Genomic DNA, 24,067 nt, shown 5'->3' on the forward strand with positions numbered 1-24,067 from the left:
GCTGACCGCGGCCGATCTGGCAATTGGGTTGTCTCTCTTTTAGAAACCTGCTCATGAGCCATTTCCTTCACCTCTTGCCTCGCAGTGCACTATGACCAAACATGTGGTTATCGACGTCGAAACAGCGCAATCATACGACCACATCATTGAGATTGCGGCTGTTGAGGTGCTTGGCAACACCATATCATCTCGCTCGCTGGTGCGCCGGATCAAGCCGCGCTCGCCCATGAGCCGGTTCTGTTACGCCGTCCATGGCATTTCGCTCGAAGACCTGGAGAACGAGCCGTACTTTGAGGAGGTGATCCCGGAACTCATTGAGTTCGTGGGGGATGCCACGATCGTGGCTCACAACTATGTCTACGAGTACAACACGCTGAAACGAGAGTTCGAGCGCGCCGTCTATCCGGTTTATCCACGGGACCGCTTTTCCTGCACCATGGCCATGGCGAAGCGATCCGGCCTCCCCGGTAAGCTCCGGCACGCGTGCTCAGGGGCCAGCATCAGCATTACCCATCTTCGCGACGAGCACGACGCGTTGAACGATGCCCTTCTGGCAGCCCACCTGTTTCTCAAGCTCAATCGAAACTGATGCCGCTCGACCCGTCTCAGCGTCGTGCCGCCACCTGTGATGCACCCATCCAGCTCACCCTGGCTGGCCCGGGATCCGGCAAGACCAGCACGCTGACGGGGCGTTTTATTCATCTCGTGCGGCAAGGGATCGATCCCCGGCGGATCCTGGCCGTGACCTTCACGAAGAAGGCGGTGGAGGAGATGAGGCAGCGGATTTCCGCCGCCTTGCCTGACCTACTGCCGAAACAGCTCGAGATCTTTACGTTCCACGGCTTCGCGTATCGGTACTTGAGACGCAATCCTGCCGTCGCAGGGCTACCCAGTACAATCCAGCTCTGGGACACGCCGGAGCAGCGCGCCGTCTTCTCGAAGAGGCGCATGTATTGGAACGAGGATGAGGACATCCTCGACATTATCGGATCGGCCAAGGAGCGCCTTCTCGACGCCAGGACCTTTGAGGCGTCGCTCGACCGCGGGGATGAGGTCGGCAGGTCTGCGGTCGAGTTCTTCCGTGTCTATGAGGAGGCTTTGAACCGAGCAGGAGCCATCGATTTCGCCGACATGGTGCCCCGTTTGGTTCAGGCCATGGACGGTGATCCTCATTATGGCCGGAGTATCGTCCGCGCATACGATCACCTCCTCGTCGATGAATACCAGGATGTGAACCCCGGACAGGACCTGCTGATCTCGCATTTTGTCAGGGCAGGTGTGAAGCTCTGGGCAGTCGGGGACGACGATCAGACCCTCTATGCCTTTCGGGCCTCTGATGTCAGATACATCCTTGACTTTCAGGAGCGTTACCCTGGGGGTCAGGTTCACATTCTCGACCGGAACTATCGCTCGGCTCCAGGGATCGTCCGAACTGCAAAAAAGCTGATCCGCAAGAACGAAGGACGGGTCGACAAGGATTACAGCGCCGTCAACCAGGGGGCATGTGACATTGTCGTCCGAGGGTACAGCATGCCGGCGGTGGAGGCCCGGCAGGTCGCCGCTGCGATTTCACAGCTCATCAGCAAGGGTCTGGAGACCCGGCAGATGGCTGTTCTATACCGATCAGGAACCATCGGCATCCACTTCCAGGCCGCGCTCCGCGCTCTGGACATTCCCTTCGAGGTCCGGGGTGCCGGAGATTTTTGGCAGAGTTCCCCAGCCAAACTCTTCGTCGGCTCTCTCTTCTATTTGCGTGACCCCAGAAGTGCGGAAGCCCTCGAGAAAATGGGCATGGGCAAACGGGGGGACATCACGCGCGAGCGTCTGGACCTGATTGATCGCCGCACGAGACGCGAATTCCAAAGCTCGTGCGCTCAGGTCCAGCGCATTGTGGCTGAGGCTCTCCCCATACGAGCATCCAGCCGGGAGCGGGCGGAGTGGGAGAGCATCGTGGACGGAGTCGCCATGCTGGCGGCCTCCTGTTCGTCGGTTGAAGAACTCGAGATGCGGATTGCCGAGCAGACCCAAGCGACCAGGCGCTCGCACGCGAACAGTGTTGTTCTGTCGACGGTCCATTCCGCGAAAGGCCTTGAGTGGGATACAGTGTTCCTCGTCGGGGTTGAGGATGGCGTTATGCCTCATAGCAACTCAGCCGATATCGAGGAGGAACGGCGGGTCGCCTATGTGGCGATCACGCGGGCCAAGCGTCGTCTGGCCCTCACCTATGCGGCAGAGAGGTTTGGGACAAAGTCAGACCCATCTCCATTTCTGTTCGAGATGCATCATCGGGAGGTCATTTGGACCAGCCCGAACATGGCTGGGGCTGACAGTCGTCTTCCTCTAGCGAGCCTCGGAGAACGGGCTCAACTCGCAACGAAGAAGTCCAACCCGAAATCCGGCCCAACCGCTCGCAGGATTTCACGCGAGACGGCATCGTCTGGCGCAACGCCATGGACGTCCCGTGAGGATACGCGCCTTCAGGCGGCGTATGCGTCATCGTCGAGCCTTGAGGAGATGTCCCTGATCCTGAAGCGATCGCCTGATGAGATTGTCAGCCGCCTCGTCGCCTTGAAGTTCCTGCCCACCCGCAACCCGTATGACGCCCTGTCGGCCGAGTATCTTCGTCGGTCCTTGCGCTAGCGACATCGTCGGGCAAACCCACCGGAACTCGCGTCAGCGCTGATTCAGCACGACCACGTTGGATCCAGCCGTGTTGGTGCCCTTGGCTGGCTTGACACTTCTGATGAGGGTGGGCGAGACGTTCCACCTCTGCCCGGTGTCGGCGATCACCGTCACGGTCTTCTTGTTGTAGCGCGTCAGCATGCCCTCAAGTGGACCCTGGCCGGGCGGCTGGAAAGTGACCCGGTCGCCGATCTTGAACTCCAGCATCTCCACATGGGCACGCATCTGGTTAAGAAAGCGCAGACGCTCGACGATGCGGTGGTTGAGATCGATAAGTTCGGCCTCGGTCAGCTGGTCAATATCGATCGTCATAGGAGTGCCCTCGATGAAAGCCGGGCTGGGATAATCGAGCGAATGTCTGGCCAGCGCTTATGCGTGTCAAGAGGAACGGTCCAGGCTCTGAAAGTCCCCTGCCCTTCGCGAAGGTTCGTTACCCCTTGGACGAGCGGATCAACGCGTTTCTTCCGAAAAGTGCCAGGAGCTGACTTTTGCGAAACAGGCAAGCATATTGCCAACAAGCTGCCTTCTCTCCGTGAATCTGTTATGATGCCCCGTCGTCGCGAACCGGGCCCGAATGGCTCGACGGACGCGTACCTAGCCCGCCATCGGCCCCATCACGAGACAGCGGCGCCGGTCCTGCCGGCCGGCTGCGTGGCAAGGGATCACATCCCCATGACATACATCACCACCAAAGATGGCACCCGGATCTTCTACAAGGACTGGGGCCCCAGAGACGCTCAGCCGATCGTGTTCCACCATGGCTGGCCCTTGAGTGCCGACGATTGGGACAACCAGATGATGTTTTTCCTGGCGGAAGGATATCGCGTCATCGCCCACGACCGCCGGGGCCACGGGCGCTCGGACCAAACCGACGGCGGCAACGAGATGGATACCTATGCGGCCGATGTCGCCGAGCTGGTCACGGCGCTCGACCTCAAGAACGCGATCCATATCGGCCACTCGACCGGTGGCGGCGAGGTCGCCCGTTACGTGGCGCGGGCGGAGCCGGGGCGCGTGGCCAAGGCCGTGCTGGTCGACGCAGTCCCTCCGGTGATGGTCAAGAAGGAGTCCAATCCGGGCGGGACGCCAATCGACGTGTTTGACGGATACCGCACCGCGCTTGCCGCCAATCGCGCCCAGCTTTACCTCGATATCCCGAGCGGCCCATTCTTCGGCTTCAACCGGCCCGGCGCGAAGGTGTCGGAGGCTCTGATCCGCAATTGGTGGCGGCAGGCCATGATGGGGAGCGTCAAGGCCGGGTATGAGTGCGTCAAGGCCTTCTCCGAGACCGACTTCACCGAGGATCTGAAGGCGATCGACGTGCCGGTACTGGTGATCCACAGCGAGGACGACCAGATCGTGCCTTATGCCGCTTCAGCGCCACTGACGGTCAAGCTCCTGAAGAATGGCACACTTAAGACCTACAAGGACCTGCCGCACGGCCTGTGTCAGACCCATCCCGAGGTCGTGAATCCGGAGCTCCTTGCCTTCATTCGCGGGGAGGACGTGAAGGCAGACCAGCAAGCTGCCGCTGCCGCGCCCGCCATGGCATGAACTCAGGCTGCGGGCCCGGCTGTCCCGGCCGGGCCCGCACCAAGTGTCCATACGTCGGCCACGGAAAGCATCAGGCACACTCATCCCGGCGATGCAGGAGTACGGCTCAGGTCAGCCCCGTGCCGGAAGCCGACCAAATCGGATCCAATTGCCGGCCTGTTTCACGCCCACGTCCTAACCGGCGAACGGGATGCCAAGCATGATCCTGTGCGGGGCGCCCAGTGACGGTGATGGGCGGTCGTGGAGGGTCGGTGAGTTCACTCAAGCCATGACAAGGCCGCGGTGAGGGCCATTAGAAATCCGAGGAGCCTTCAATGTTGGGGCACGCCTGGCTCAACGCGTCTGGTAGGGGTGGAAGATGTAGTCCTTGGCCTTCACCTCCACATGGCAAGCGTGACCGCAATCTGAGGGGCTGGGATCGGCCGTGAACCTGTTGGATGCGGCTTCGTAGTTGAACAGCGCATAACCCCATCCGCCGCTTTCCGGAAATCTCTTGCTGTCCTTTTCGATGACGAAAGCCTGTGTGAAGACGTCCGGCACATCCACCACGAAGGGGGCCTCCGTGCTCTTCTTCGGCTTCCACTGGAGCTTCGCGATCCTGGAGCCATCCGGGAAAGGCTGGCCGTTGCCCGGAACGCCGGCCTTGTACGCCTCGATCATGGTCGGATTGGCGACGATCACCTTGAGCACTTCGTCGGTTCGGGCGGAAGAGACCACGGCCCAGTCCTCGTATCCCCTGAAGTCGGAGAACGCGATTCCGCTCGGCGATGTCAGCGAGTACTTGTCCTGAGCGTAAACGGCCGTGCCCAGGACGAGCACTGCCGTGGCTGCGGCCAGTGTCTTGGCGAGAATGGTCATTTTTCTTCCTCCCCTGAGTGCCATCGGCTCACGAAAGACGTGAGATCCACTTCAATGCCGAAAGGCTCGGCATGAACAGATACTCGCCGCCGCGAAGGACGTTGAACGTCTCCATCCCATGGATTCGTCGGCGGACAGGATCTTTCGGGATTGTGAAAACCCCATCGGCAGGCTGCAATCCGACCATCGGGTCGCGCTCGTCGCCCACGCCGGCGAAGTTCCCGTTGTTGATCCACTCCCCTTGCAGGAATTCGAGCGTGGCCATCGCCTTGGCGCTGATGAAGAGGAAATAGACGCCGCGCGGCACCTCATCCTCTTCCTCGGACAAAGCGTCCGGATCGTACGGCGTTCCGTAGGTCGTGCTGCGCCGGATGATCCGGTGCAGGTTGACGTCGGTCAACTGCGCGAGCTGGGCATTGCGCGGGTTCATGCGGCGCATGTGACAGCCGAGCGGTACCTGCCGTCCCCGCGCGTCGGCCGCATAATCGAAGTCGTTGTTGCGCTGAGGGTCCTCGCCGAGCAGCGGATCGTCCGCGTCCGGAGCGAGCGTCAACGGCGCCCCGCTGCGCCAGCGGCCGACTAGCTTGGCCGCAAGCAGTTCCCGGTCTTCATGCGTGCCTGCGTTCGCCTGGAGGAAACGATTGAACGTGCCGACGCGGGACTGGTACTTGCGAAAACCGACGTAAGTGCCGTTTCGCCCTAGCACGGCGGGCTGCGGCATCGGATAGGCGAAGCCCGTCTCGCCGGGATAGCCGAGGATGAACTCACCGGCCTTGATCGCCCGACCTTGGCCGGGCAGCGGATCGACGCCGCTGCCTTCGATCGCGGGCTGGCCGATGCCGTCCTTGTAGCCGAACGGATTGAGACTGCCCGGCTGCGCCCCGAAGTCCTGCATATGGATGATGGTGACGCCGGAGAAGCCGATCGCCTGCTCGCGGGCAACGGCGACCGTGCGGCGCCACTTCGCCGCGGTATCGCTGAAGGCCGTAACGCCGATGTGGACATGGCCCGTGCCGAACGGGAAGTCCCAGTTGCTCGACGCGTTGACGCCAATGTCGCGAAGCTGCTCCGCGCGAGCGGCCATACTGGCGCGAAATGCCTCGGGAAAGCTGTGCAGGGACTCGTCGGAAAGGCCGAGCGCTTTGAGTCCCGCAAAACTGATCCCAACCCCGAGCCAGGCATCGCCGGCGTTCCACCAGCCGGCTGCGGAATCGATGTGAGGGCTGAGCCGGCGCAGGAACTCGCGGCCGCCTTGCACATCGTCAACCCGCAGGAGTACGTGCGTGCCGAAATAGGGCTCCGGCCGGTATCTCAGGACCGTCGCCTGGATGTCATCCAAATCAAGTGTCGGCGAACTCGGTGATTCACGCTCGCCGGCCCCTTTTTCCAGTGTCACCATGGCAAAGTCCTTCAGTGGGTCGGGTCCGTCCCGGCCCGCCCATGCGAACGATCAGTCAGGCAATCTTGTCGAGGAATTCGTCAAGCGCCTTACCAACGCGCTCGAGCCGCTTTGCTTCGGCCACCGTGAGATCGGGATTGGCGACATACCACGCCTCAGCGGTGATCTGGAACTTGGCGATCCAGTCCTTGATTCCCGGCGTGTGCAGACCCGGGAAATTTTCCGTCGTGCTGAACACGAGGTCGAGTTCGTCGGGGATCTTGCTGACGAAATCGTCGATGTACGGGTCCCAGTCTCCATCATAGGCGGTCGCGAACAGCATCCTCGTGTCATTGTCGAAGAACACGAAGCGCATGTCGTGGACGGTCCCGACCTTTTCCCCGGCATCGCCGAAATTGGCGCCGAGGGCCTTGAGCAAGGCCCGCAGTCGCTTGGCGCCTCCGGGCGCGAAGGGCGCGATCACGGTCAGCTCGGAGACCTTGCCCTGGCGTAGTCCGGTGCGGCCGGCCGTGGAGATTTCGCCTTGCGGCCGAACAGAGTGCCCAAGCTGTCCGATCAGCTTCTCGAGCGCGATCTGGCCGACCTCGGATCCTTCCGCATAGAGTGCGCGGAGCTCCTGGAGCTTGTCCTTCCGCTCAGCCGTCGGGTGATCCATCACCTCGGTCGGCTGAGAAGGTGCCATCGTGGTCATAGGCGGTTCCTTTCAGTTGAGGGTGGGAACGCTACGCATACACGTCGGCAGGCCCCTTACCCGAAGACCTCAGCGAGACTCTCCGGCTCCTTTCGCGTTTGATGGTTGAGCTGGTGGCGCAGGGTCGATGACAGGCGGTACACTTCCTTGCGGGCACGCATGATGTTGCCGAGCGGGCGATGATCTTCGGTCACGCGCCAGGGCGACATCGACGTCGCGTCCATCCGCTCGAGATTGTCGTCGCCACCGATGTCCTGTTGCGGCAGGCGGAGCTTGGCCACGGTGACGAACGGGGACAGGCTCTCCGGCCACCGCACCGTCACGTCCTCGATCGGCATCTCGTAAAGGTTCGTGCAGAGCTGCACCTGGATGTCGAACTCGTACGGCCGCTCCTTCAGCTCGGCCACGAGCGCGGGCCGGAAGACCTGCTGCGCCGCGTTCACATCGAGCGCCCGCCTAACCACGCGGTCGGCGAAGTCCTTGACCGGAGCGACACGAAGCTTTGCGACATGGTCGCCGTGCCGGACGGCCCCCATCGTATGATAGGTCGACAGCAGCAGGTTGACGAACGGGATCTGCGCGAACTGCGCGATCGCGGCCAGCTCTTCCCAGGCCCAGTTCTCGGGCTCCAGCGTGCCCATTCCGGTGATGAAGTCGTGGAGGAAGCGGGCGATCCGCGCCCGCCGCTCCTGCGGCAGCTCGGTCGGCGGCGGCGGGGCGCTGGCCTGGGCGCCGATCTTCAGCACGAAGATGTAATGCTCGACTGTGTTGGCGAAGAAGATCGGATAATTGATCATCGCATAGTCGAAGGTGCGGCTGTCCGGCTCGTCGTCCAGGAGCTTGCGTCCTTCGATCCCGAAGATCTTGAGCCCGATGCCGCAAACCGACCCGAGCAGCCTGTCCGAGTTGATATGCGGCTGTCCGTTCGAAAAGCGGACCATCGCCTCGTGACGGCCGGGCGTGGCGTAGATGCCCTGCGCATATTCCGGCGGAATGTCGGCGAGGATCTCGACTTCGCCCTGTGCGAGCCCGTAGCCCTTTGCATGCGCGTTGCGCACGGCGACGCCGCCGTCGAACTTGGGCGAAGCCGTCACCTGCTGCCTGAGGTCTTCGAGGACCGTGTGAAGCGCCGTGTCGAAGTTGGGGTCCGGGGCTTCGATTCCCGGACTATAGCGGACGAACTCCATCATGAGGCGACTCCTCGCCTGTTCGGGTTCAACTCCACTGAGAAGGCTTTATTCTTAGCACAAAAGGCTGTGGCATGGCAGCCTGTGAAATAAAAAAGGCAGCCTCCTGGCGGCCGAAGTGCCGGCACCGGAACTGCGGCGTCGCGGGCGAGCCGGTTCGAACTTGCCCTGGGGTCGCGATACCGCGGATCGGCTCGACGAGCTGCATCATCGGCACTGGGTTCATGAAGTGGATGCCGAGGTTGCCGATGGCGATTCAGTTGTGATCATTGGGGAGCCAAATGGTCATGCCCGGCTCAAGGTCGTCACTGCCGGTCGACGGCTCAAGCCGCACCAGGAAGCTGTTGAGGTCGTGGTCGCCAACCGCTCTTGCAGCTCGCCAGGTGGCGAATTCTCCCAAGGGCCGCAGTTCGGTGACCTGCGCCTCGATTGGGTGCCCGAGGCTCGTCTGCAGCGAAACCCGTCCACCCATCGTCAGGCCGCCGAGAGCGTCCTCGCGCAGGGTGAATGTGAACCACGGCTGCCCGTCGGCTTCGATCGTCATGATGGGCTTACCAGGAGACAGGACCTCGCCAGGTTCGGCCACCAGGACGCGGACCATGGCGTCGAGCGGGGCTCGCAGCGTTGTCTTGTCGAGCTTCGCCTGAAGGTCGTCAATGGTTGCCGACGCGAGAGCGACCCTCGCATCGGCGAGACTGCGCTCTTCCGCCGTGGGTCCTGCATTCGCCGCCGCAAACTGCGCCTGCTTGAGATCCAGATCGGCCTGCGCCTTGGCGAGCGTTGCCTGAATCTCGTCGAGCTGCTGACCACTGGAATAGCCCCGCGTCGAGAGCGCTGTCGCGCGGGCACTCTCCTGCTGCGCCAGGAGCAGGTTGGCCTCCGCTGTCCGGATTGCCTCGGCGGCAATGGCCACCTCTTCGGCCCGGACGCCGGCGTAGACATGGTCCCGCTCGGCCTTGGCCGCAGCCGCGGCGGCCTTCGCTTCTTCGACCGAGGCCGCCAGTTCCGGATTGTCGACGACGGCCAGGACATCCCCTTTGTGGACGTGCTGGCCTGGCCGGACTGCAACCAAGGCAAGCCGCCCGTTGATTTCAGGGGCCATGCGGATTTCGGTCTTCCGGACCAAGCCAGGGCTCGCCGCACCGGGCTTGGTCCCCTGGGCGTGAGCAGCGAGAGGTGCCAGGCTTCCGAGTGCAACGGCAGCGACCAACGCCGACTTCAGCGGCAGCCTAGCTCTGGGTGACATCGGCCCCTCCCCGCATGCTGACAAGCCAGGATGTCAGGATGGCCAGGACGGCATAGACCGTGGCCAGGATCCACAGCCGGATCCAGTCGGTCGACACATCGGCCAGGGTCGCTCCCATCTGGTTCAGGCGCACGAGCCCATCGATTCCCGATGTGCTCGGAAAGGCCCTGCTCGCGATCCTGAGCCCATCAGGAATGGCTTCCAACGGCCAGGAGACCCCCACCAGGAAAAACAGCGGCAGGCTGATGGCAATGAGAAGCAGGACCGCCGTCTCGCGGCGCTTGAACCAGGCGCCGACGAACTGTCCCATGAAGCTCACCGCAAGAATGAACGGGATCCCGAGGGCCAGCATCTCCGGCACACGGCCGACGGCCGTGAAGCCATAGACGCGCGGCAGGACGATGAGGTAGAGGGCGAACCCCGGCAGGGCGAGGACGAGATGCGCCAGGCCCTGGCCCAGCACCGCTGCGGCAGTCCCGCGGCGGCGGCGGGCTCCAGGCCCGCCTTGCTCGAAGGCGACGCCGCCGAGCGTCGCGGCGCCCATCAGCAAGGTCTGCTGCAGGATCAGGATGAACGCGGCGGGGACGATATAGCTGCCATAGCCGCTTGTCGGATTGAACAGCGGCTGGTTGAGGATCTCCACGGGCGCGCTCTTGACCAACGCCGCTCGATACAGGCTGCCATTGGAGCGTGCGCCACGGGCGATCAGGTCGGCCGAGACCGCGCCCGTTGCCTCCGAGATGCCCTGCACGGCGCGATTGTAGAGGAGGAAATACGCGGAATCGACATAGGCCGGCAGCCGGGCGCTGTTTCCCTTGAGAACCTCCCGTTCGGTCCCGGCCGGGATGCCCACGATCCCAAATACCTCACGTCTCGCGAGCGCCGCCTGCGCCTGCGCCAACGTGTCGGCGCGGGCGGCGATCCGGATCGCTTCGTCGGCATCGAGCATCTGAATGAGCGATCGGCTGAGGTCGGATGTATCATTGTCCACGACAGCGATCGGCACCTTGCGCAGCAGCTGACCGAGGTAGGGCTGGGGATAAAGCAGGCCATAGATGATCGGGGCGAGAACGACCAGACCGAACACCCCGCGATCGCGAAGGACACGCCCGTACTCGGCCGAGAAGGCGCCGACGATGCCTGCTTGATCCGGGCCCTCGCGAACAATCTCCTCGGGAGCCTTCGCGATCGGGGCTCGAGCGACAGTGCGCAGCCTGAGCCAGGCCGAGCCGAAGAAAATGACGGCCAGAATGCTCAACATCATGAACGGTTGCGCCGTGTCCCGCGCTGGCACGCCGCGCGCGGCCTGATCGAACAGGATTTGGATGTACCAGCGCAGGGGCAGCAGCGCTCCCCAGGCGCGGCCGAACGTACCCATACCCAGAATTGGAAATCCCACGCCAGCGAACCCGAAGGCGGGCGAGCAGACGATGCCTGTCAGCGAGAGACCTAGGGCGAGGTTTCTGACGAGAAGCTGGAGCAGCGCTCCCAAAGCGAGATAGGCCACGATGAGGAGACACGCGGCCGTCCCCACCAGGACCGGATCACCCCGGAAGGGAATCTGGAACAGGCTATGAATGATGCCGAGTTCCACAGCCATCATGACGATGAAGATGCCGAAATAGGGAGCCAGCTTGCCAACGAGTGCGGCCAGAGGACTGCCTCCTGCGGCATCGATCCACTCCCGCAGGCTTCGCGAACCGAACTCGGAGCCGACGGCATAGCCTCCGGCGATGGCCGTGATCACATGGAGGACCATGGGGAGAACCGCCCGCAACAGGAACTGGACATAGTTGAGCGCGGGATTGGTCAGGACATACTGCTCCACGACGAGCCGACCGGGCGTGAAGGTCCCGGAGCCTCCGGTGTCCTTCGGCAGCGTCGCGACCGCCGCGGCGATCGCCGCCTGCAGCCCACCCGACGCGATATTGCCTGGCGTGTAGTACTGCTTGTTGTGGAAGATCACGATCTGCGGACGTCGTCCGGCGAGAATGTCGCGTTCGAAGTCCTGCGGAATGTAGACCGTGGCGATCGCCTCGCCCGACCGGATCGCACGCATCGCGCCCGTGAGATCGGACGATCGGGAGGCCACCTCGACGGCTGGCGCCGCATTGATCGCCTGAACAAAGATCATCGATGTCTGGGACCGGTCCTGATCGACGACATCGACCCTTAGGTCCCGAATGACCGCGTTGCTGAAGGTCGCCGCCAGCAGAGTGAATGCCAGGAGCGGAATCCCGATGACCAGCAGCAGCGCGACCCGGTCATGCGCAATCCAGACGACCTCGCGGATCGCCACCCGCAGAAGCCCGGGCCTGGCGGTGATCATCAGCGCACCCTGGGCCAGTCGACATACACGCTCATGCCGGGGCGCAGAGCGGCAATCCTGTCGACCGGGTAGGCCCGTACCTCGAAGGTCCGGAGATCGAAGTCACCGGTCGCGCGGGTGGCGCGCCAGCCGGCATATTCCCCGCGCGTGGCGATCGTCCGCACCTCGACCGGCACCAAGCTGTCGCCGAGGGCCGGGATCCGCACCTGAAGCCGATCGCCGACCTTGAGGCCTTTGACGAGATCCTCCCGCAGATCGAACCGCAGCCACGTGTCGCTCAGATCGATCACGGACAGGAGGGGAACTCCCGGAGAGACGAACTCGCCCAGCTCTGCGCCGATTTGATAGACCTGCCCGGCGATCGGGGCCTTGACGGTCAGCTCGGCGACCTGGGCCTGCAGCGTCGCGATGGCGGCCTCGGCCTTGACGACATTGGCCTGGGCGATTCCACGCTCCTCAGCGGTATAGCCTGCCACGGCCTCCTCATAGGCGAGCTTCGACCGCTCGAGATTTCGCTTCGCCACATCGAGGGCTGCGGTCGCCTCGTCGAGCCTCTGGACCGAGGCAAACTCGCGAGAGGTGAGCTGACGGGTCCGATCGTAGGTCTGCTGCGCGAGGGTCACGCTGGCTTGGTCTGCGGCGATTGCAGCCTTGCGCTGCGCGATGACTTCGGCCCGCGTGCCGACCTGAATTCGGGCGAGGTCCGCCAGGGCGACCGTCTTCGCGGCCTCGGCCTCCCGCAGCTTGGTGAGAAGCTGCGGGTTGTCGATGGTGACGAGGACCTGTCCCGCCGCGACGCTCTCGCCCCGTGCAACGGGACGCGTCTCGACCCGCCCGTCGACGCGGGCCGCAATGTCGATGCGTGTCGCGTCCGCCTCTCCCTGCACCAACAGGGGTTGCGGCTGAACGAGATACCAGAGCGACAGACCGACAATCGTCGCGACGGTCACCGACACAATGAGGGCGGCTGCCTTTGGCGTCTTGGTCGACGTCTTGGGTGGCGAAGCGGATGGTGACGGACCGGCGGCCAAAGAGGGCGCAGCTTCGTCGCGCTTGGTTTGGGGCAATGGTGCCTGCTCGTTCATGCGAGCATCCTCGCTACTGCATGAACCATCCATGGCTGACGACGAGCGACTGGCCGGTGAGCGCATTCGATGGGAAAGCCGCCAGAAATACCGCTGTTTCCGCCACGTCCTGCACGGTTGTGAACTCGCCGTCGACGGTCTCCTTCAGCATCACGTTTCTGACGACCTCGGCTTCGGAAATGCCGAGCTCGCGCGCCTGCTCCGGAATCTGCTTCTCGACCAGCGGCGTGCGCACAAAGCCCGGACAGATCACGTTGGCACGGATCCCGTAAGCGGCCCCCTCCTTCGCCACGACCTTGGCCAAGCCGACCAGACCATGCTTCGCCGTGACGTAGGGCGCCTTCAGGGGCGAGGCCTCTTTGGAGTGCACGGATCCCATGTAGATGATGCTGCCACTCTTCTGCTGGTACATCTGCCGCAGGGCGGCGCGGGTGGTCAGAAATGCCCCATCCAGATGAATAGCAAGCAGCTTCTTCCACTTGGCGAACTCGAACTCCACGACGGGAGCGACGATCTGGACACCTGCGTTGCTGATCAGGATATCGAGGCGGCCAAAGGCTTCGATCACCCGCGTCATGCCGGCTTCGACCTGCTCCTCATGGCTGACATCCATGGCAACCCCGAGCGAGCGCTGGCCAGTCGGGTCGATGGCAGCCGCGGTCTCCTGCGCCGCCCTCGGGTCGAGGTCGGCGATGACCACTTTTGCCCCCTCCCGTGCGAACATCAGCGCAATTTCCTTGCCAATGCCGCTCGCGGCTCCCGTGATGACAGCCACCTTGTCCTGCAGTCGGCTCTCGCGGGGACCGCTCGCGGCGGGCAAATCGGATAAAACTTCATTTCGTAAGTTCATGGGCTCTTCCTTTCTGCCGAGACGGCTCGGATCCAGCCAAGTAGTCGTGCACCACCTTGCCGAGCCCGAGCGTCAGATCGGCGAGAATGTGGGTGGCCGAGACCACCTCCAGCACCGGCAACTCCGCCAACGGCGCCAGCGCGTGCGACCACAGCCTCAGGGATGCTGGACCGGTCCACGCGCCTTTCAGGTCGATATCCTCCAGGTAATATTCGACGAGCTCGCAGATGCGCGGCGTGCCATCGACATGCGGAATGATCTTGAGCAGGTAATTCGGCTCCTGGAGCGCAGCCTTCACGCTCGCGAGATCGGCCGCCCTGTGCTTGTAGCCCATCGTGGCGGTCGCGATGCGCATCGGGCCGTAGTCGAGCGTGCCGACCAGGGTATCGATTTCCGCCCGGAGGGTGGGGTTCGCGAGCTTCTTCGGGAATCCCCACAGTTCACGCCCGCCGGCAATGGGCGGGTGGTCGTTGAGGAACATGCAATGGCTGTATCCGCCCTTGCGGCCCCGCAACGAGACGGGGATGACCTGTCCGCTCTCGGTGTAGTCCCCGAAGCCGGTCGAGTCCGGCATGCGGATGAACTCGAACTTCACCAGCGGCTCGTCGACCTGGAGCGGCTCCGGGACAAGTTCGCGCAGCTTCTGCGGGTCGGTCCGATAGGTGATGATCAGGTATTCCCGGTTGTGGAAGCGATAGGGCCCGATCGGAAAGGCCGGGCTGGTCAGGGGCATCGCGAAGGCTCTGGTCCGGACAATGTCTTCGTGCATAGGTCGGCCCTCCAGTGTGGATCGAGCGGCTCGCTCGTGGGGCGGCAAGGCAAGCGTCCTTGAACCCCCGGGCGCATTGATTCCAGTACGCAACGCAGAATGGACTGTCCGACTGTCTCGCGGCCTGGCTGCTATTCCCGCCCATCGACGGCAAGGTCGAATGTGCGGATTCCCTCCTGACCATCGGGCCGCTGGAGCACTTCGGGATGACGCAGCGTGCGCCGGGCGTCCTGGTAGCCAGCCTTCCAATGCTCTTCCATGGTCCGCCGCGAGAACTCGTAATCCTTTGATTCACCCTCGTAGTTTTTCGACCGGTGGATCAGCTGGATCAGGCTGTAGACCTTCCTGTCGGCGACCGTTTCCAGGAATTTGACCTCGGGATGCCCCCGAAGAGCCGGCGGCAGGTCATCCAAGAGCCGCGCGATCGAGTTTCGCACCTGCTGTAGACTGCGGAAGTGGTCGGTCGTGGCGCGGGTGCGACTGGAGTACTGGATCTCCTTCTGCCGCGTCGCCACGGTGGAGATATCGCGCGGGAACTCGCCTCGTGCGCTCCAGAGGTCGACCTGGAAGGCGAGCGTATCCTGGCGCTGCCGCAGGACCCATTGCAGCGGCGTATTCGAAACAAGACCGCCGTCCCAGTAGTACTCCCCCTCGATCTCGACGGCGGGGAATCCGGGCGGAAGCGCACCGCTCGCCATGACGTGCTCCGGACCGATGACATGTCTGTCGGTATCGAAGTAGACGAAGTTGCCAGAACGCACATTGACCGCACCGAGGCTGAGATGGATTTCGCCCCCGTTGATGCGGTCGAAATCGACAAGCCGTTCCAGCGTCGCCCGCAGCACGCTCGTGTCGTAGAAGCTCGTGGCGGCCAGGGAGCCTGGCGGATGCAGGAACGGCCCAGGGACACGCAGGTTGAAGAACCCCGGCGCACCTTCGAACAGCGAGTAGAGCGCATTAACATTGTTGGCGATCGAGCGTCCCAGGTCGCCGCCGTCGGCGTGAAATTTCTGAAGCAGAGTGAATATTGGAAACCAGGGTTTGGCGGTGACCCCCTCCCAGAATGTCCGGAGCTTGTCCACCCGCGTCTCGGGCGGATTGCCTGCGATGATGGCGGAGTTGATCGACCCGATGGAGATCCCGGCGACCCAATCCGGCTCAAGTCCTGCCTCGGCCAGCGCCTCATAGACCCCGGCCTGGTAGGCTCCAAGTGCCCCTCCACCCTGTAGGACCAGCGCGATGCAGTCAAAGGGCGGTCGATCCATCAAGCGCCTGCCGGCCCTGATCGCTCGCGAAGGACGGACCGCCCCTGCATGGGATGCCGTCGCCTGAGCATGCTCGTTCATAGCGTAGCTCCAGGAGCAAGTCTCGACCGACCAAGCGCACTTGCGGCGGTACGGTTCGGACCTGAGAAAGCGTGCGATACACCACTCCAGGAGCCGCCTGCCGATACAAGACCTGGGCAGGCTCCAGTCACCACGAAGATGCGCTTAAGCATGGGCTCCTCCTTGGGCTTCGCGGGCCAAGGGGTGCAGGAGCGAGGTCGATCGTTTCTGCCGATCAAAAAGGGAGGCTCATCGTGAGCCTAAGTCCTACGCCATACTGGCCCAATAATAACGCCGATGCCCATCGCTCCGCAAGTTTTCCGGCTGGAAGGTAATTTGGCATCTCATTTTCACCTGAACCTTTGCCGTGTGGGTTCAGCGCTGCGTTTGCAACCGGGCCGCCGGTTATCCAAGACAAGGCTGCTCAGGTTCATTGCGGAGGCAACCGCCTCGTCGGTGGGCTCCATTATGGGGACGGTGGGGCAGATAGTGAGAAGATCCCCTCCGGAAGCAGCAGCCAAGCCTGATCAACGATAGTGCAACGGGGGCCAAGGTCACAAGCGACGTGGCTGCCCCACATCTCATGCTCCCTTATGCGCCACAACAAAACCCCGATGTCGGCTCAATCTCAAGCTGTCGATCTCGCCCCTATCGCCACGGTCGAGAGCGCCGCAAATGCCGGATGGCTCCTCTGAGGTGAGCTGCGGCCAGTCCTTGTTGCGTACGCCTCACGTTCTGCCTTGAAGCCGGGAGTCCTCGCTCCCGTTGCAGCAGGAGGCACCTATGAGGATCAGTAGCTTTCTGACCCGACTGATTGTCCTGACCGTCGCCGTGCCCAGCCTCGGTTGGGCGCAGGAGCAGCCCGTCGAAATCCAGGTCGTGGACGCGATGAACAAGGTGTTCGGCAGCCATCCTGGATTCCGTGCCTTTCACGCCAAGGGAATTGTGTTTGAGGGCAGCTTCAAGGGCACACCCGACGCTGCGGCGCTGAGCCGAGCGGTCCTGTTTGACGGCCGCACGATTCCGGTGACGGTGCGGTTCTCGGACTCAGGCGGCCTCCCGACCATTCCAGATGGCTCGGATGGAGCCAATCCTCATGGCATGGCGCTCAAATTCCACCTGCCTGACGGCAGCGAGACCGACATGGTGACAAACTCGTTCAAGGTCTTCCTGGTGCCCACCGCGGCCGACCTGCGCGACTTCTTTCTTGCCATTGCCGCCAGTCCGCCTGAGGCTGCCAAGCCGACAAAGCTCGACCAGTTCGTCGCCAGCCATCCCACGGTACCAGCGGCCTTGGCCACGATCGCCACGCCGGACAGCTTCGCCCATGAGGAATATCGCGGCCTCAATGCCTTCGTGCTCGTCAACAAGGCCGGCGAGCGCCAGGCTGTGCGCTATGTGGTGACGCCGGAACAGGTGGTTCATCTGAATGCAGCGGAGGCAGCCAAACGGCCACCGGACTTTCTCATGACGGAGTTGCCGGAGCGCCTGAACCGTGGGCCGGTCATCTTCCACCTCAAGGCACAGCTCGCTGCGGCCGGCGATCCCACCAACGATCCGTCGCGACCTTGGCCCGACGACCGCAAGGTGGTGGAGCTCGGCATCCTGACGCTCGATAAGGCTGTTCCGGGCAGCGCTGAGGCAGAGAAGAAGCTGCTGTTTCTGCCGGGCCAGCTCACCGACGGAATTGAGGCTTCGGACGATCCTATGATCGACGTGCGGGACAGCGCATATGCCGTATCGTTCTCGCGCCGCAACCCCTGACCGAGTGCGTGTTCGATACGGCAAGGCAGTTGTGACCCTGCAACGAGAATAAGGCCCTGGCGAAATGCCCGTCCGGATTGTTCTGTATTCGGAGCAAGCGGAGCGGCCAGCGGTCATTCCGGCACGGGAGACGGTACAATGGCTCCGTATCGATGGAAGCCCCCCTGCTGGAGGCAGGCTATTCTTCTCGGTCTTCTGCTGCCGACGGCGTGCAACCCTCCGCAGCAAGCAGCCGCTCCGGCACCGCAGCCGGCGGTCGGTGTGCGGCCGGCCGAGATGCGCGGGGTCAACCAGTCCTTCCAGTTCGTCGGCCGCATCAAGGCCCAGAGCACGGTCGATCTGCGTGCTCGCGCCGAAGGTTTCCTCGAGCAGGTTGCGTTCCGGGAGGGCCAAGCCGTCAGGGCCGGCGACCTCCTGTACCAAATCGAGAAGGTCCAGTTTCAAGCGCAGGTCGACCAAGCAAAGGCGAACCTGGCCTCGGCGCAAGCCGTGGTGACCAACGCCCAGCTTCAGTACGATCGGCAACTGTCCCTCTCCGAGCGCCAGTTCACGCCCCAATCCGTCGTCGATCAGAACAAGGCCAATCTCGACAGTGCCAAGGCCAATGTCCTGCAGATGAAGGCCGCACTCACACAGGCCGAGGTGAATCTCGGCTACACGGAGATCAAATCGCCGATCGAGGGCCTGATCGGCCGCACCGCTTACACGATCGGGAATCTCGTCAATCCGGCGAGCGGCGTACTGGCAACGATCGTGAGCCAGGACCCGATCTATGTGCTCTTTCCGGTGAGCGTGCGTGACCTCGAGCTCATTCGCGAGGCGCGGCGCGAGGAAGGTGGCAGCCTGGCCAAGATCGAAATCCGCATCCGCCTGTCGAGCGGCGCCGAATACCCGCACCGCGGCGTCTGGAATCTGACCGACCCGCAAGTCGATCAGCAGACCGACACGCTTATCATGCGCGCCACGATTCCCAATCCCGATGGACAGTTGATCGACGGTCAATTCGTGACGGCGGAGATCCGCCGGCGTCAGGAGGAGCCGCGCCTCGTCATTCCGCAGGCGGCTCTGCAGTTCGACCAGACCGGCTATTACGCCCTGGTGGTCGATGATCAGCGCAAGGTGCAGCAGCGGCGGATCAAAACCGGTCCGAACCGCGATACCGATGTGGTCATCACCGCGGGCCTTCAGGAAGGCGACAACGTGATCGTTGATGGCGTCCAGAAGGTCCAGCCGGGACAGGTCGTGCAGGCGAATGTGCTTGCGCCGGAGGCCTCGAGCCAATGATCTCGAACATCTTCATCGATCGGCCGCGCCTCGCCTTCGTCATCTCGATCGTCATCACCTTGGCAGGCCTGATCGCGATACAGGCGATCCCGGTCGCCCAGTTTCCCGATATCGTGCCGCCGCAGGTCTCACTCACAACCCTCTATCCTGGCGCCGATGCCGAGGTCGTGGAAACGACCGTCGCTCAGCCGATCGAGCAGCAGATCAACGGCGTCGACAACGCCCTCTATTATCAGTCGACAAGCGGGTCCGACGGTAGTTATTCGCTGACCGTCACCTTCGCCCTCGGCACCGATCCCGACATCAACACGGTGAACGTTCAGAACCGGGCCCAGCTTGCAACGCCGCTCCTGCCGCAGGAAGTCCAAAGACAGGGATTGGTCATCCGCAAGAAGTCGGCGGCGCTCCTGCAGATCATTACGCTCTCGGCGCCGCGGGGCACGCATGATGCGCTGTTTCTCAACAACTATGCCACGATCAACATCATCGATCCGCTGGCCCGCGTCCCCGGCGTCGGTCAGGCGACCCTCTTCGGACCCCTCGATTATTCGTTGCGCCTGTGGCTCGACCCCAACCGCCTGACGGCCTTCAACCTGACCCCGGCCGATGTGATCGCCGCGATCCAGGCCCAGAACCTGCAAGCCGCAGTGGGTCGTATCGGCGCTCAGCCCGCGCCGGGCAACCAGCAACTGCAGCTCACCATCAAGACCAAGGGGCGTCTGACCCGGACCGAGGAGTTCGAAAACGTTGTCCTGCGGGCGAACCCCGATGGCTCGCTCGTCCGGGTCAAGGATGTGGCTCGTGCCGATCTCGGCGCCAAGACGCAGGAGCGTCACACCCGCTTCAACGGCGCCCCCTCCGCGGCGATCGGGATCTATCAGACCCCTGGTGCCAACGCGGTCGACGTGGCGCGTCACGTGCGGGAGGTGATGGACGATCTCGGCAAACGCTTCCCGGACGATGTCCGCAGCGATCTCTTCTGGGATGCGACCACCTTTGTCACCGCAACCGTCGACGAGGTCGTTCGCACCCTTGTCATTGCGTTCCTGTTGGTGGCGCTGGTGGTGTTCCTGTTCCTCGGCAAGGTACGCACGATGGTGATCCCGTTAGTTGCGGTGCCGGTCTCGATCATCGGCACCTTCGCGGTCATGCTCATCATCGGCTATTCGGCCAATACGGTATCGCTCCTGGCCGTGGTGCTCGCCATCGGCATCGTCGTCGACGATGCGATCGTGGTCACCGAGAACGTGGAGCGGGTGATCGAAGAGGAGCCGACCCTCTCGATTCAGGATGCCACCAAGAAGGCCATGGCGGAGATCACCGGGCCGATCATTGCCATCACCCTCGTACTCCTGTCGGTGTTCATTCCGGTGGCGTTCATCCCCGGCATCAGCGGTCAGCTTTTCCGCCAGTTCGCCGTCGCGGTCTCGACCGCCATGATCATCTCTGCCGTCAACGCCCTGACGTTGAGCCCGGCTTTATGCTCGGTCCTTCTGAAGCGTGCTGGGCCACATCGCGGGCCCATGCGTTACGTGCTTGGCGCGATTGATCACGCGCGAGATGGATACGCCGCGCTGGTGCGCCGTCTGGTCCGCGTTGCAATCGTCAGCCTGATTGTCGTCGCCGGAGTCGCTGCGGCATCGTTCGGTCTTTACAGGGTGACCCCACAAGGCTTCCTGCCGTCGGAGGATCAGGGCGCGATCTTTGCCGCCATGCGGCTGCCCGAGGGCGCCTCCAGCGAGCGCACCGAGAAGCTGGTCGCTCAAGTGGAAGACATCATCCGATCGACCCCCGGGGTCGCGCGCGTTCTGTCAGTGGTCGGTCTGAACTTTATCGACTACGTGGCTTCATCGAACAACGCTTTCTTCGTGATCCGGATGAAGCCGTACGAGGACCGTACCGATCCGGCCGAGAGCGTCGACGCGGTCCTTGCCCGTCTGCGCCCGCAGCTCGCTGCCGTCCAGGGGGCCGTCGTCTTCCCATTCAACCTGCCGCCCATTCTCGGCCTCGGCAACACCGGCGGTTTCCAGTACGCGCTCGAAGCGCTGCAAGGCCAGAGCCCCACCGACCTCGCCGCCGTCATGCGTGGACTCCTCGTCACGGCCAATCAGCAACCTGAACTTGCCGGCGTCTTCAGCACCTTCGCGGCCGATACGCCACAGGTCTCCCTTGAGATTGATCGCGACAAGGCGCAGGTGCTGGGGATCCCCGTCAGCAGCATTTTCAATGCACTGCAGGCGTCACTCGGTGGGTTTTACGTCAATGATTTCAATCTGTTCGGCCGTACCTGGCAGGTCAATGTCGAGTCGGAGGCCGGATTCCGTAATGAGATCGACGACATTTACCGGGTCTACGTCCGTAACGCCGCCGGGACCATGGTGCCGATGCGTGCGCTGGCACAGGCACGGCTCGTACAAGGACCGCAGGCGGTCGTGCGCTACAACGGCTTCCGCGCCACGATCATCAACGGTGCGCCCAAGCCGGGCTACAGCTCGGGCCAAGCGCTCGCGGCCATGGAACGGATCTCGGCCGCGACACTCCCACCGGGCTATCGATTCGAATGGACCGGGACCGCGCTGCAGGAAAAAACGGCAAGCGGCCAAACTGGCATCGTGCTCGGCCTTGCGGTGCTCTTCGCCTATTTGTTCCTGGTTGCGCTCTACGAGAGCTGGAACATCCCGATTCCGGTTCTCTTGTCGGTCAGCGTCGGCGTACTAGGCGCCGTCGGGGCGGTGAAGCTGTCCGGCCTCGCCTTCGACGTCTACGCGCAGATCGGACTTGTGGTGCTGGTGGCGCTGGCCGCCAAGAACGGGATCCTGATCGTCGAATTCGCACTCCAGCAGCGGCTCCAGGGCGCGGGAATTGGCGATGCGGCGATCACCGGAGCGCGCTTGCGCTTTCGGCCGGTGATGATGACGAGCCTCGCATTCATCTTTGGCCTCCTCCCGCTGGTGATCGCTGATGGCGCCGGAGCGCTCAGCCGGCGTGCCGTCGGTACGCCGGTCTTCGGCGGCATGATCGCCGCCGCATTCTTCGGCATCTTTGTGATCCCGATGCTCTATGTCGTGTTTCAGAAGCTGCGGGAACTCGGCCCGCGTCGCAAAGTCAGCATTGAAGGTCCGCCCGGCCGTGGTGCAAAGGACAGCGTCGCTGCAGAATGAGGGATAGTCTGCTTTGGTTCCTCTTTCGATACGAATGATGAGACTATGGAGATTATCTCATCGCACTTCAGATCTGATCGCGGCACCTTGACCTTGTGGAGCGGAACCCGCGACCAGCGCGGTGGTATCGTCAGGTGCTGAGCCGAAGCTTATGGTCCCGTGGAGCCAGTCGATCGCCACGCCTTAGACTTCAACTGGCCATATCACTGTCTGTCGACCAGCGTGAGTCCCTGAATGGATAGTCGCGGAATCGAGGTTGCGCTGCTCGGCTGCGAAGCACCGAGTGAACCGCGGGTAACATGCTGAGCGAGGCCAGATGCTGTGGGCCTAAATATCGAATAGGTGCCGGATGCGTGCTGCCAAATGGGCCGATCTGACCGTGACCTTGTCCTGGCCCTGCTCCAGGGGATGCAGCTCGGCAGCGGCCCGCTTGGATAAGAGCGAACCGAGCTCTTCGACAATTGCGGGTCGGTCCCGCATGAGAGGTGCCAACCCTTCCTGGGTGATTTCGTAGACAACCACCAACGTCAAGGCTTGAATGGTCCCGCGCTCCCCAGCACCGGTCAGCAGACCACCCTCACCGAAAAAGTCACCAGGCGCCAGCCGTCCCAGTTCCCTCTCTTGCGTGTTGTCTCGCAGTGTGATCGACGCAACACCACTGCGAACGATCATGAGCGACTTCAACACGGTTCCCTGTTCGACCAGAATATCGCCTTTGCGAAAGGTGCGTCGCGCCATCGTTGAGGCAAGGATTTCCTTTTCGTCTGCGGTCAAGGAAGCAAAAAGCGCTATGGCATCCAGGAGGCGCAGCGGGGTGGTCTGCTGATGGCGCGGCACTTCCTCGGGCTGCGGTAACGCGAAGGCTCCGTGGAATTCGGCCGATGGAGCAAGGGCCAACCCGGCCGCCTTGGCATGACGGTAAATCAGGTCGAAGATCTCGCTCTTGGCTCTGCCAGCCATCGCCATATCCGCAACCCTGAAGGAAAGTTCGAGCTCAATTGCGTTCGCGTCCAGCGCCGTCACCTGAACCGTCGACTCGGGAGCAGATAGGATCGTTTCGCTGCTTAAGAAGACAGAACGCATGACATCTAGCATTATGGATGGTGCCGTCGTCGGCCGAAACCGCACGGTGAGCGTCACGCCATGGCTCCGCTCCGGACTGCTGAGGTTAATCAATCTCGCTTTTGCAAGATCGCTGTTAGGAACAATGACGAGATCATTTGCACCGTTGAGAAGATGTGTCGCCCGCCAGTTCGTCTCGATAACCCTCCCCTCGATTCCGTCGGTAAGAACCAACCAGTCGCCAATACCGTAAGGTTTGCCAAGGTTCAGCGCGATACCTGAGAATACGTCACTCAAGGTACTTTGGAGGGCCAGACCAAGGATGATTGCAAAGACGCCGGATGTGGCGATCAATGTCCCGACAGGGGCGTTGAACACATAAGCGACAACCGAAAGGACTGCGCCCAGATAGATAAGCCCGACGACGAGATCTTGGAGCAGACGCCCTTCACGGGGTTGCCGCTCAAAGATGAGGAAGACGCGGACGGTGCTAATCAAGGACCATGCTGCGTTGATCCACCAAATGATCTTCGCTAGCCCAATGAACACACGTTGCAGACTGGAGGCGCTGCTTGGCCCAATCTCGTAGGGCACGATGTTGTGGTACAGCAGGAGCCCGGTAAGAGCCGAGAAGAAGAGGAGCTGGCCGACGAGGCGGCGTGTCGGATGATTGCGTAGGACGATGCGAGTAACCACTGCGCCAATAACGGCGAGAGCACCGGTCTGAACGAATGGATCGGCGACCATGTTGATAATATCGCCGTAGTGCACCATGGGACGGATCTGAACCCTCGATCTTGTGACATGGTTGCGAAATTGCT

The 24,067-nt window shown here is 62.7% G+C and carries 18 protein-coding genes and 1 pseudogene; 6 read left to right on the forward strand and 13 right to left on the reverse strand.

Translation table 11 applies throughout. The features are described 5' to 3' along the window. The first annotated feature begins 91 nt into the window (after positions 1-91). On the forward strand, positions 92-589 hold the full coding sequence (locus tag BB934_RS31735) for a 3'-5' exonuclease (RefSeq protein WP_099513847.1): 498 nt from the start codon (positions 92-94) through the stop codon (positions 587-589). Next, complete coding sequence (locus BB934_RS31740; protein WP_099513848.1) at positions 589-2,640, forward strand: ATP-dependent helicase; 2,052 nt, start codon at positions 589-591, stop codon at positions 2,638-2,640. Before BB934_RS31735 ends, BB934_RS31740 begins: the two co-directional genes overlap by 1 nt. A 33-nt stretch (positions 2,641-2,673) precedes the next feature. On the opposite strand, the gene BB934_RS31745 is transcribed toward BB934_RS31740, so the two are convergent. After that, complete coding sequence (locus BB934_RS31745) at positions 2,674-2,994, reverse strand: hypothetical protein (RefSeq protein ID WP_099513849.1); 321 nt, start codon at positions 2,992-2,994, stop codon at positions 2,674-2,676. Between the two features lie 360 nt (positions 2,995-3,354). Here BB934_RS31745 and BB934_RS31750 point away from each other — a divergent pair, with 360 nt between their 5' ends. Beyond that, positions 3,355-4,236 (forward strand): alpha/beta fold hydrolase, encoded by an 882-nt coding sequence (locus BB934_RS31750; protein WP_099513850.1) that lies wholly within the window; start codon positions 3,355-3,357, stop codon positions 4,234-4,236. Between the two features lie 333 nt (positions 4,237-4,569). On the opposite strand, the gene BB934_RS31755 is transcribed toward BB934_RS31750, so the two are convergent. The 11 genes and pseudogenes from BB934_RS31755 to BB934_RS31805 form a co-directional block, all read right to left on the reverse strand. Beyond that, complete coding sequence (locus BB934_RS31755) at positions 4,570-5,094, reverse strand: cytochrome P460 family protein (protein ID WP_099513851.1); 525 nt, start codon at positions 5,092-5,094, stop codon at positions 4,570-4,572. A gap of 28 nt (positions 5,095-5,122) precedes the next feature. Continuing rightward, the gene (locus BB934_RS31760) at positions 5,123-6,493 is read right to left on the reverse strand and encodes a Dyp-type peroxidase (protein ID WP_099513852.1); all 1,371 of its coding nucleotides are present in this window, start codon (positions 6,491-6,493) and stop codon (positions 5,123-5,125) included. Between the two features lie 55 nt (positions 6,494-6,548). Further along, a complete protein-coding gene (locus BB934_RS31765; RefSeq protein ID WP_237050403.1) occupies positions 6,549-7,184 on the reverse strand; it encodes a hypothetical protein in 636 nt (211 codons plus the stop codon). Positions 7,185-7,240: 56 nt separating this feature from the next. Beyond that, positions 7,241-8,374, reverse strand: coding sequence for a catalase family protein (locus tag BB934_RS31770; protein WP_099513853.1), 1,134 nt, complete (start codon positions 8,372-8,374; stop codon positions 7,241-7,243). 160 nt (positions 8,375-8,534) lie between these two features. Beyond that, positions 8,535-8,612: pseudogene (locus BB934_RS51130) on the reverse strand (3-hydroxyacyl-CoA dehydrogenase NAD-binding domain-containing protein); the annotation flags it as partial. Positions 8,613-8,627: 15 nt separating this feature from the next. Further along, positions 8,628-9,617, reverse strand: a complete 990-nt coding sequence (locus BB934_RS31780; protein ID WP_099513855.1) for an HlyD family secretion protein — start codon at positions 9,615-9,617, stop codon at positions 8,628-8,630. Continuing rightward, on the reverse strand, positions 9,601-11,946 hold the full coding sequence (locus tag BB934_RS31785; protein ID WP_099513856.1) for an ABC transporter permease: 2,346 nt from the start codon (positions 11,944-11,946) through the stop codon (positions 9,601-9,603). The genes BB934_RS31780 and BB934_RS31785 overlap by 17 nt, the downstream gene beginning before the upstream one ends. Next, the gene (locus BB934_RS31790) at positions 11,946-13,031 is read right to left on the reverse strand and encodes an HlyD family secretion protein (RefSeq protein ID WP_099513857.1); all 1,086 of its coding nucleotides are present in this window, start codon (positions 13,029-13,031) and stop codon (positions 11,946-11,948) included. The genes BB934_RS31785 and BB934_RS31790 overlap by 1 nt, the downstream gene beginning before the upstream one ends. 13 nt (positions 13,032-13,044) lie before the next feature. Beyond that, entirely contained in the window at positions 13,045-13,881 is an 837-nt protein-coding gene (locus tag BB934_RS31795) for a 3-hydroxybutyrate dehydrogenase (protein WP_099513858.1), read from the reverse strand. Next, positions 13,865-14,650, reverse strand: coding sequence for an acetoacetate decarboxylase (locus BB934_RS31800; protein WP_099513859.1), 786 nt, complete (start codon positions 14,648-14,650; stop codon positions 13,865-13,867). Before BB934_RS31800 ends, BB934_RS31795 begins: the two co-directional genes overlap by 17 nt. A 131-nt stretch (positions 14,651-14,781) precedes the next feature. After that, positions 14,782-15,996, reverse strand: a complete 1,215-nt coding sequence (locus tag BB934_RS31805; protein WP_099513860.1) for a patatin-like phospholipase family protein — start codon at positions 15,994-15,996, stop codon at positions 14,782-14,784. A gap of 762 nt (positions 15,997-16,758) precedes the next feature. On the opposite strand from BB934_RS31805, the gene BB934_RS31810 reads away from it, so the two are divergent. The 3 genes from BB934_RS31810 (at position 16,759) to BB934_RS31820 (ending at position 22,184) form a co-directional block, all read left to right on the forward strand. Further along, complete coding sequence (locus tag BB934_RS31810; RefSeq protein ID WP_099513861.1) at positions 16,759-17,739, forward strand: catalase family peroxidase; 981 nt, start codon at positions 16,759-16,761, stop codon at positions 17,737-17,739. A 138-nt stretch (positions 17,740-17,877) separates the two neighbouring features. Then, complete coding sequence (locus BB934_RS31815; RefSeq protein WP_099513862.1) at positions 17,878-19,023, forward strand: efflux RND transporter periplasmic adaptor subunit; 1,146 nt, start codon at positions 17,878-17,880, stop codon at positions 19,021-19,023. Beyond that, positions 19,020-22,184, forward strand: a complete 3,165-nt coding sequence (locus tag BB934_RS31820) for an efflux RND transporter permease subunit (protein WP_099513863.1) — start codon at positions 19,020-19,022, stop codon at positions 22,182-22,184. The genes BB934_RS31815 and BB934_RS31820 overlap by 4 nt, the downstream gene beginning before the upstream one ends. A gap of 327 nt (positions 22,185-22,511) precedes the next feature. Here BB934_RS31820 and BB934_RS31825 read toward each other — a convergent pair whose 3' ends face one another. Next, positions 22,512-24,020, reverse strand: a complete 1,509-nt coding sequence (locus tag BB934_RS31825; protein WP_099513864.1) for a cyclic nucleotide-binding domain-containing protein — start codon at positions 24,018-24,020, stop codon at positions 22,512-22,514. Positions 24,021-24,067 lie beyond the last annotated feature (47 nt).

It is taken from the genome of Microvirga ossetica (assembly GCF_002741015.1).
Taxonomy (GTDB): domain Bacteria; phylum Pseudomonadota; class Alphaproteobacteria; order Rhizobiales; family Beijerinckiaceae; genus Microvirga; species Microvirga ossetica.

What these genes read in the sequence shown, in the direction of transcription:
- BB934_RS31790 (WP_099513857.1), bottom strand. Translation starts at nt 13,031, where the DNA reads ATGAACGAGCAGGCACCATTGCCCCAAACCAAGCGCGACGAAGCTGCG.
- BB934_RS31785 (WP_099513856.1), bottom strand. Translation starts at nt 11,946, where the DNA reads ATGATCACCGCCAGGCCCGGGCTTCTGCGGGTGGCGATCCGCGAGGTC.
- BB934_RS31805 (WP_099513860.1), bottom strand. Translation starts at nt 15,996, where the DNA reads ATGAACGAGCATGCTCAGGCGACGGCATCCCATGCAGGGGCGGTCCGT.
- BB934_RS31765 (WP_237050403.1), bottom strand. Translation starts at nt 7,184, where the DNA reads ATGACCACGATGGCACCTTCTCAGCCGACCGAGGTGATGGATCACCCG.
- BB934_RS31740 (WP_099513848.1), top strand. Translation starts at nt 589, where the DNA reads ATGCCGCTCGACCCGTCTCAGCGTCGTGCCGCCACCTGTGATGCACCC.
- BB934_RS31815 (WP_099513862.1), top strand. Translation starts at nt 17,878, where the DNA reads ATGGCTCCGTATCGATGGAAGCCCCCCTGCTGGAGGCAGGCTATTCTT.
- BB934_RS31795 (WP_099513858.1), bottom strand. Translation starts at nt 13,881, where the DNA reads ATGAACTTACGAAATGAAGTTTTATCCGATTTGCCCGCCGCGAGCGGT.
- BB934_RS31825 (WP_099513864.1), bottom strand. Translation starts at nt 24,020, where the DNA reads ATGGTGCACTACGGCGATATTATCAACATGGTCGCCGATCCATTCGTT.
- BB934_RS31750 (WP_099513850.1), top strand. Translation starts at nt 3,355, where the DNA reads ATGACATACATCACCACCAAAGATGGCACCCGGATCTTCTACAAGGAC.
- BB934_RS31745 (WP_099513849.1), bottom strand. Translation starts at nt 2,994, where the DNA reads ATGACGATCGATATTGACCAGCTGACCGAGGCCGAACTTATCGATCTC.
- BB934_RS31770 (WP_099513853.1), bottom strand. Translation starts at nt 8,374, where the DNA reads ATGATGGAGTTCGTCCGCTATAGTCCGGGAATCGAAGCCCCGGACCCC.
- BB934_RS31760 (WP_099513852.1), bottom strand. Translation starts at nt 6,493, where the DNA reads ATGGTGACACTGGAAAAAGGGGCCGGCGAGCGTGAATCACCGAGTTCG.
- BB934_RS31780 (WP_099513855.1), bottom strand. Translation starts at nt 9,617, where the DNA reads ATGTCACCCAGAGCTAGGCTGCCGCTGAAGTCGGCGTTGGTCGCTGCC.
- BB934_RS31820 (WP_099513863.1), top strand. Translation starts at nt 19,020, where the DNA reads ATGATCTCGAACATCTTCATCGATCGGCCGCGCCTCGCCTTCGTCATC.
- BB934_RS31755 (WP_099513851.1), bottom strand. Translation starts at nt 5,094, where the DNA reads ATGACCATTCTCGCCAAGACACTGGCCGCAGCCACGGCAGTGCTCGTC.
- BB934_RS31810 (WP_099513861.1), top strand. Translation starts at nt 16,759, where the DNA reads ATGAGGATCAGTAGCTTTCTGACCCGACTGATTGTCCTGACCGTCGCC.
- BB934_RS31800 (WP_099513859.1), bottom strand. Translation starts at nt 14,650, where the DNA reads ATGCACGAAGACATTGTCCGGACCAGAGCCTTCGCGATGCCCCTGACC.
- BB934_RS31735 (WP_099513847.1), top strand. Translation starts at nt 92, where the DNA reads ATGACCAAACATGTGGTTATCGACGTCGAAACAGCGCAATCATACGAC.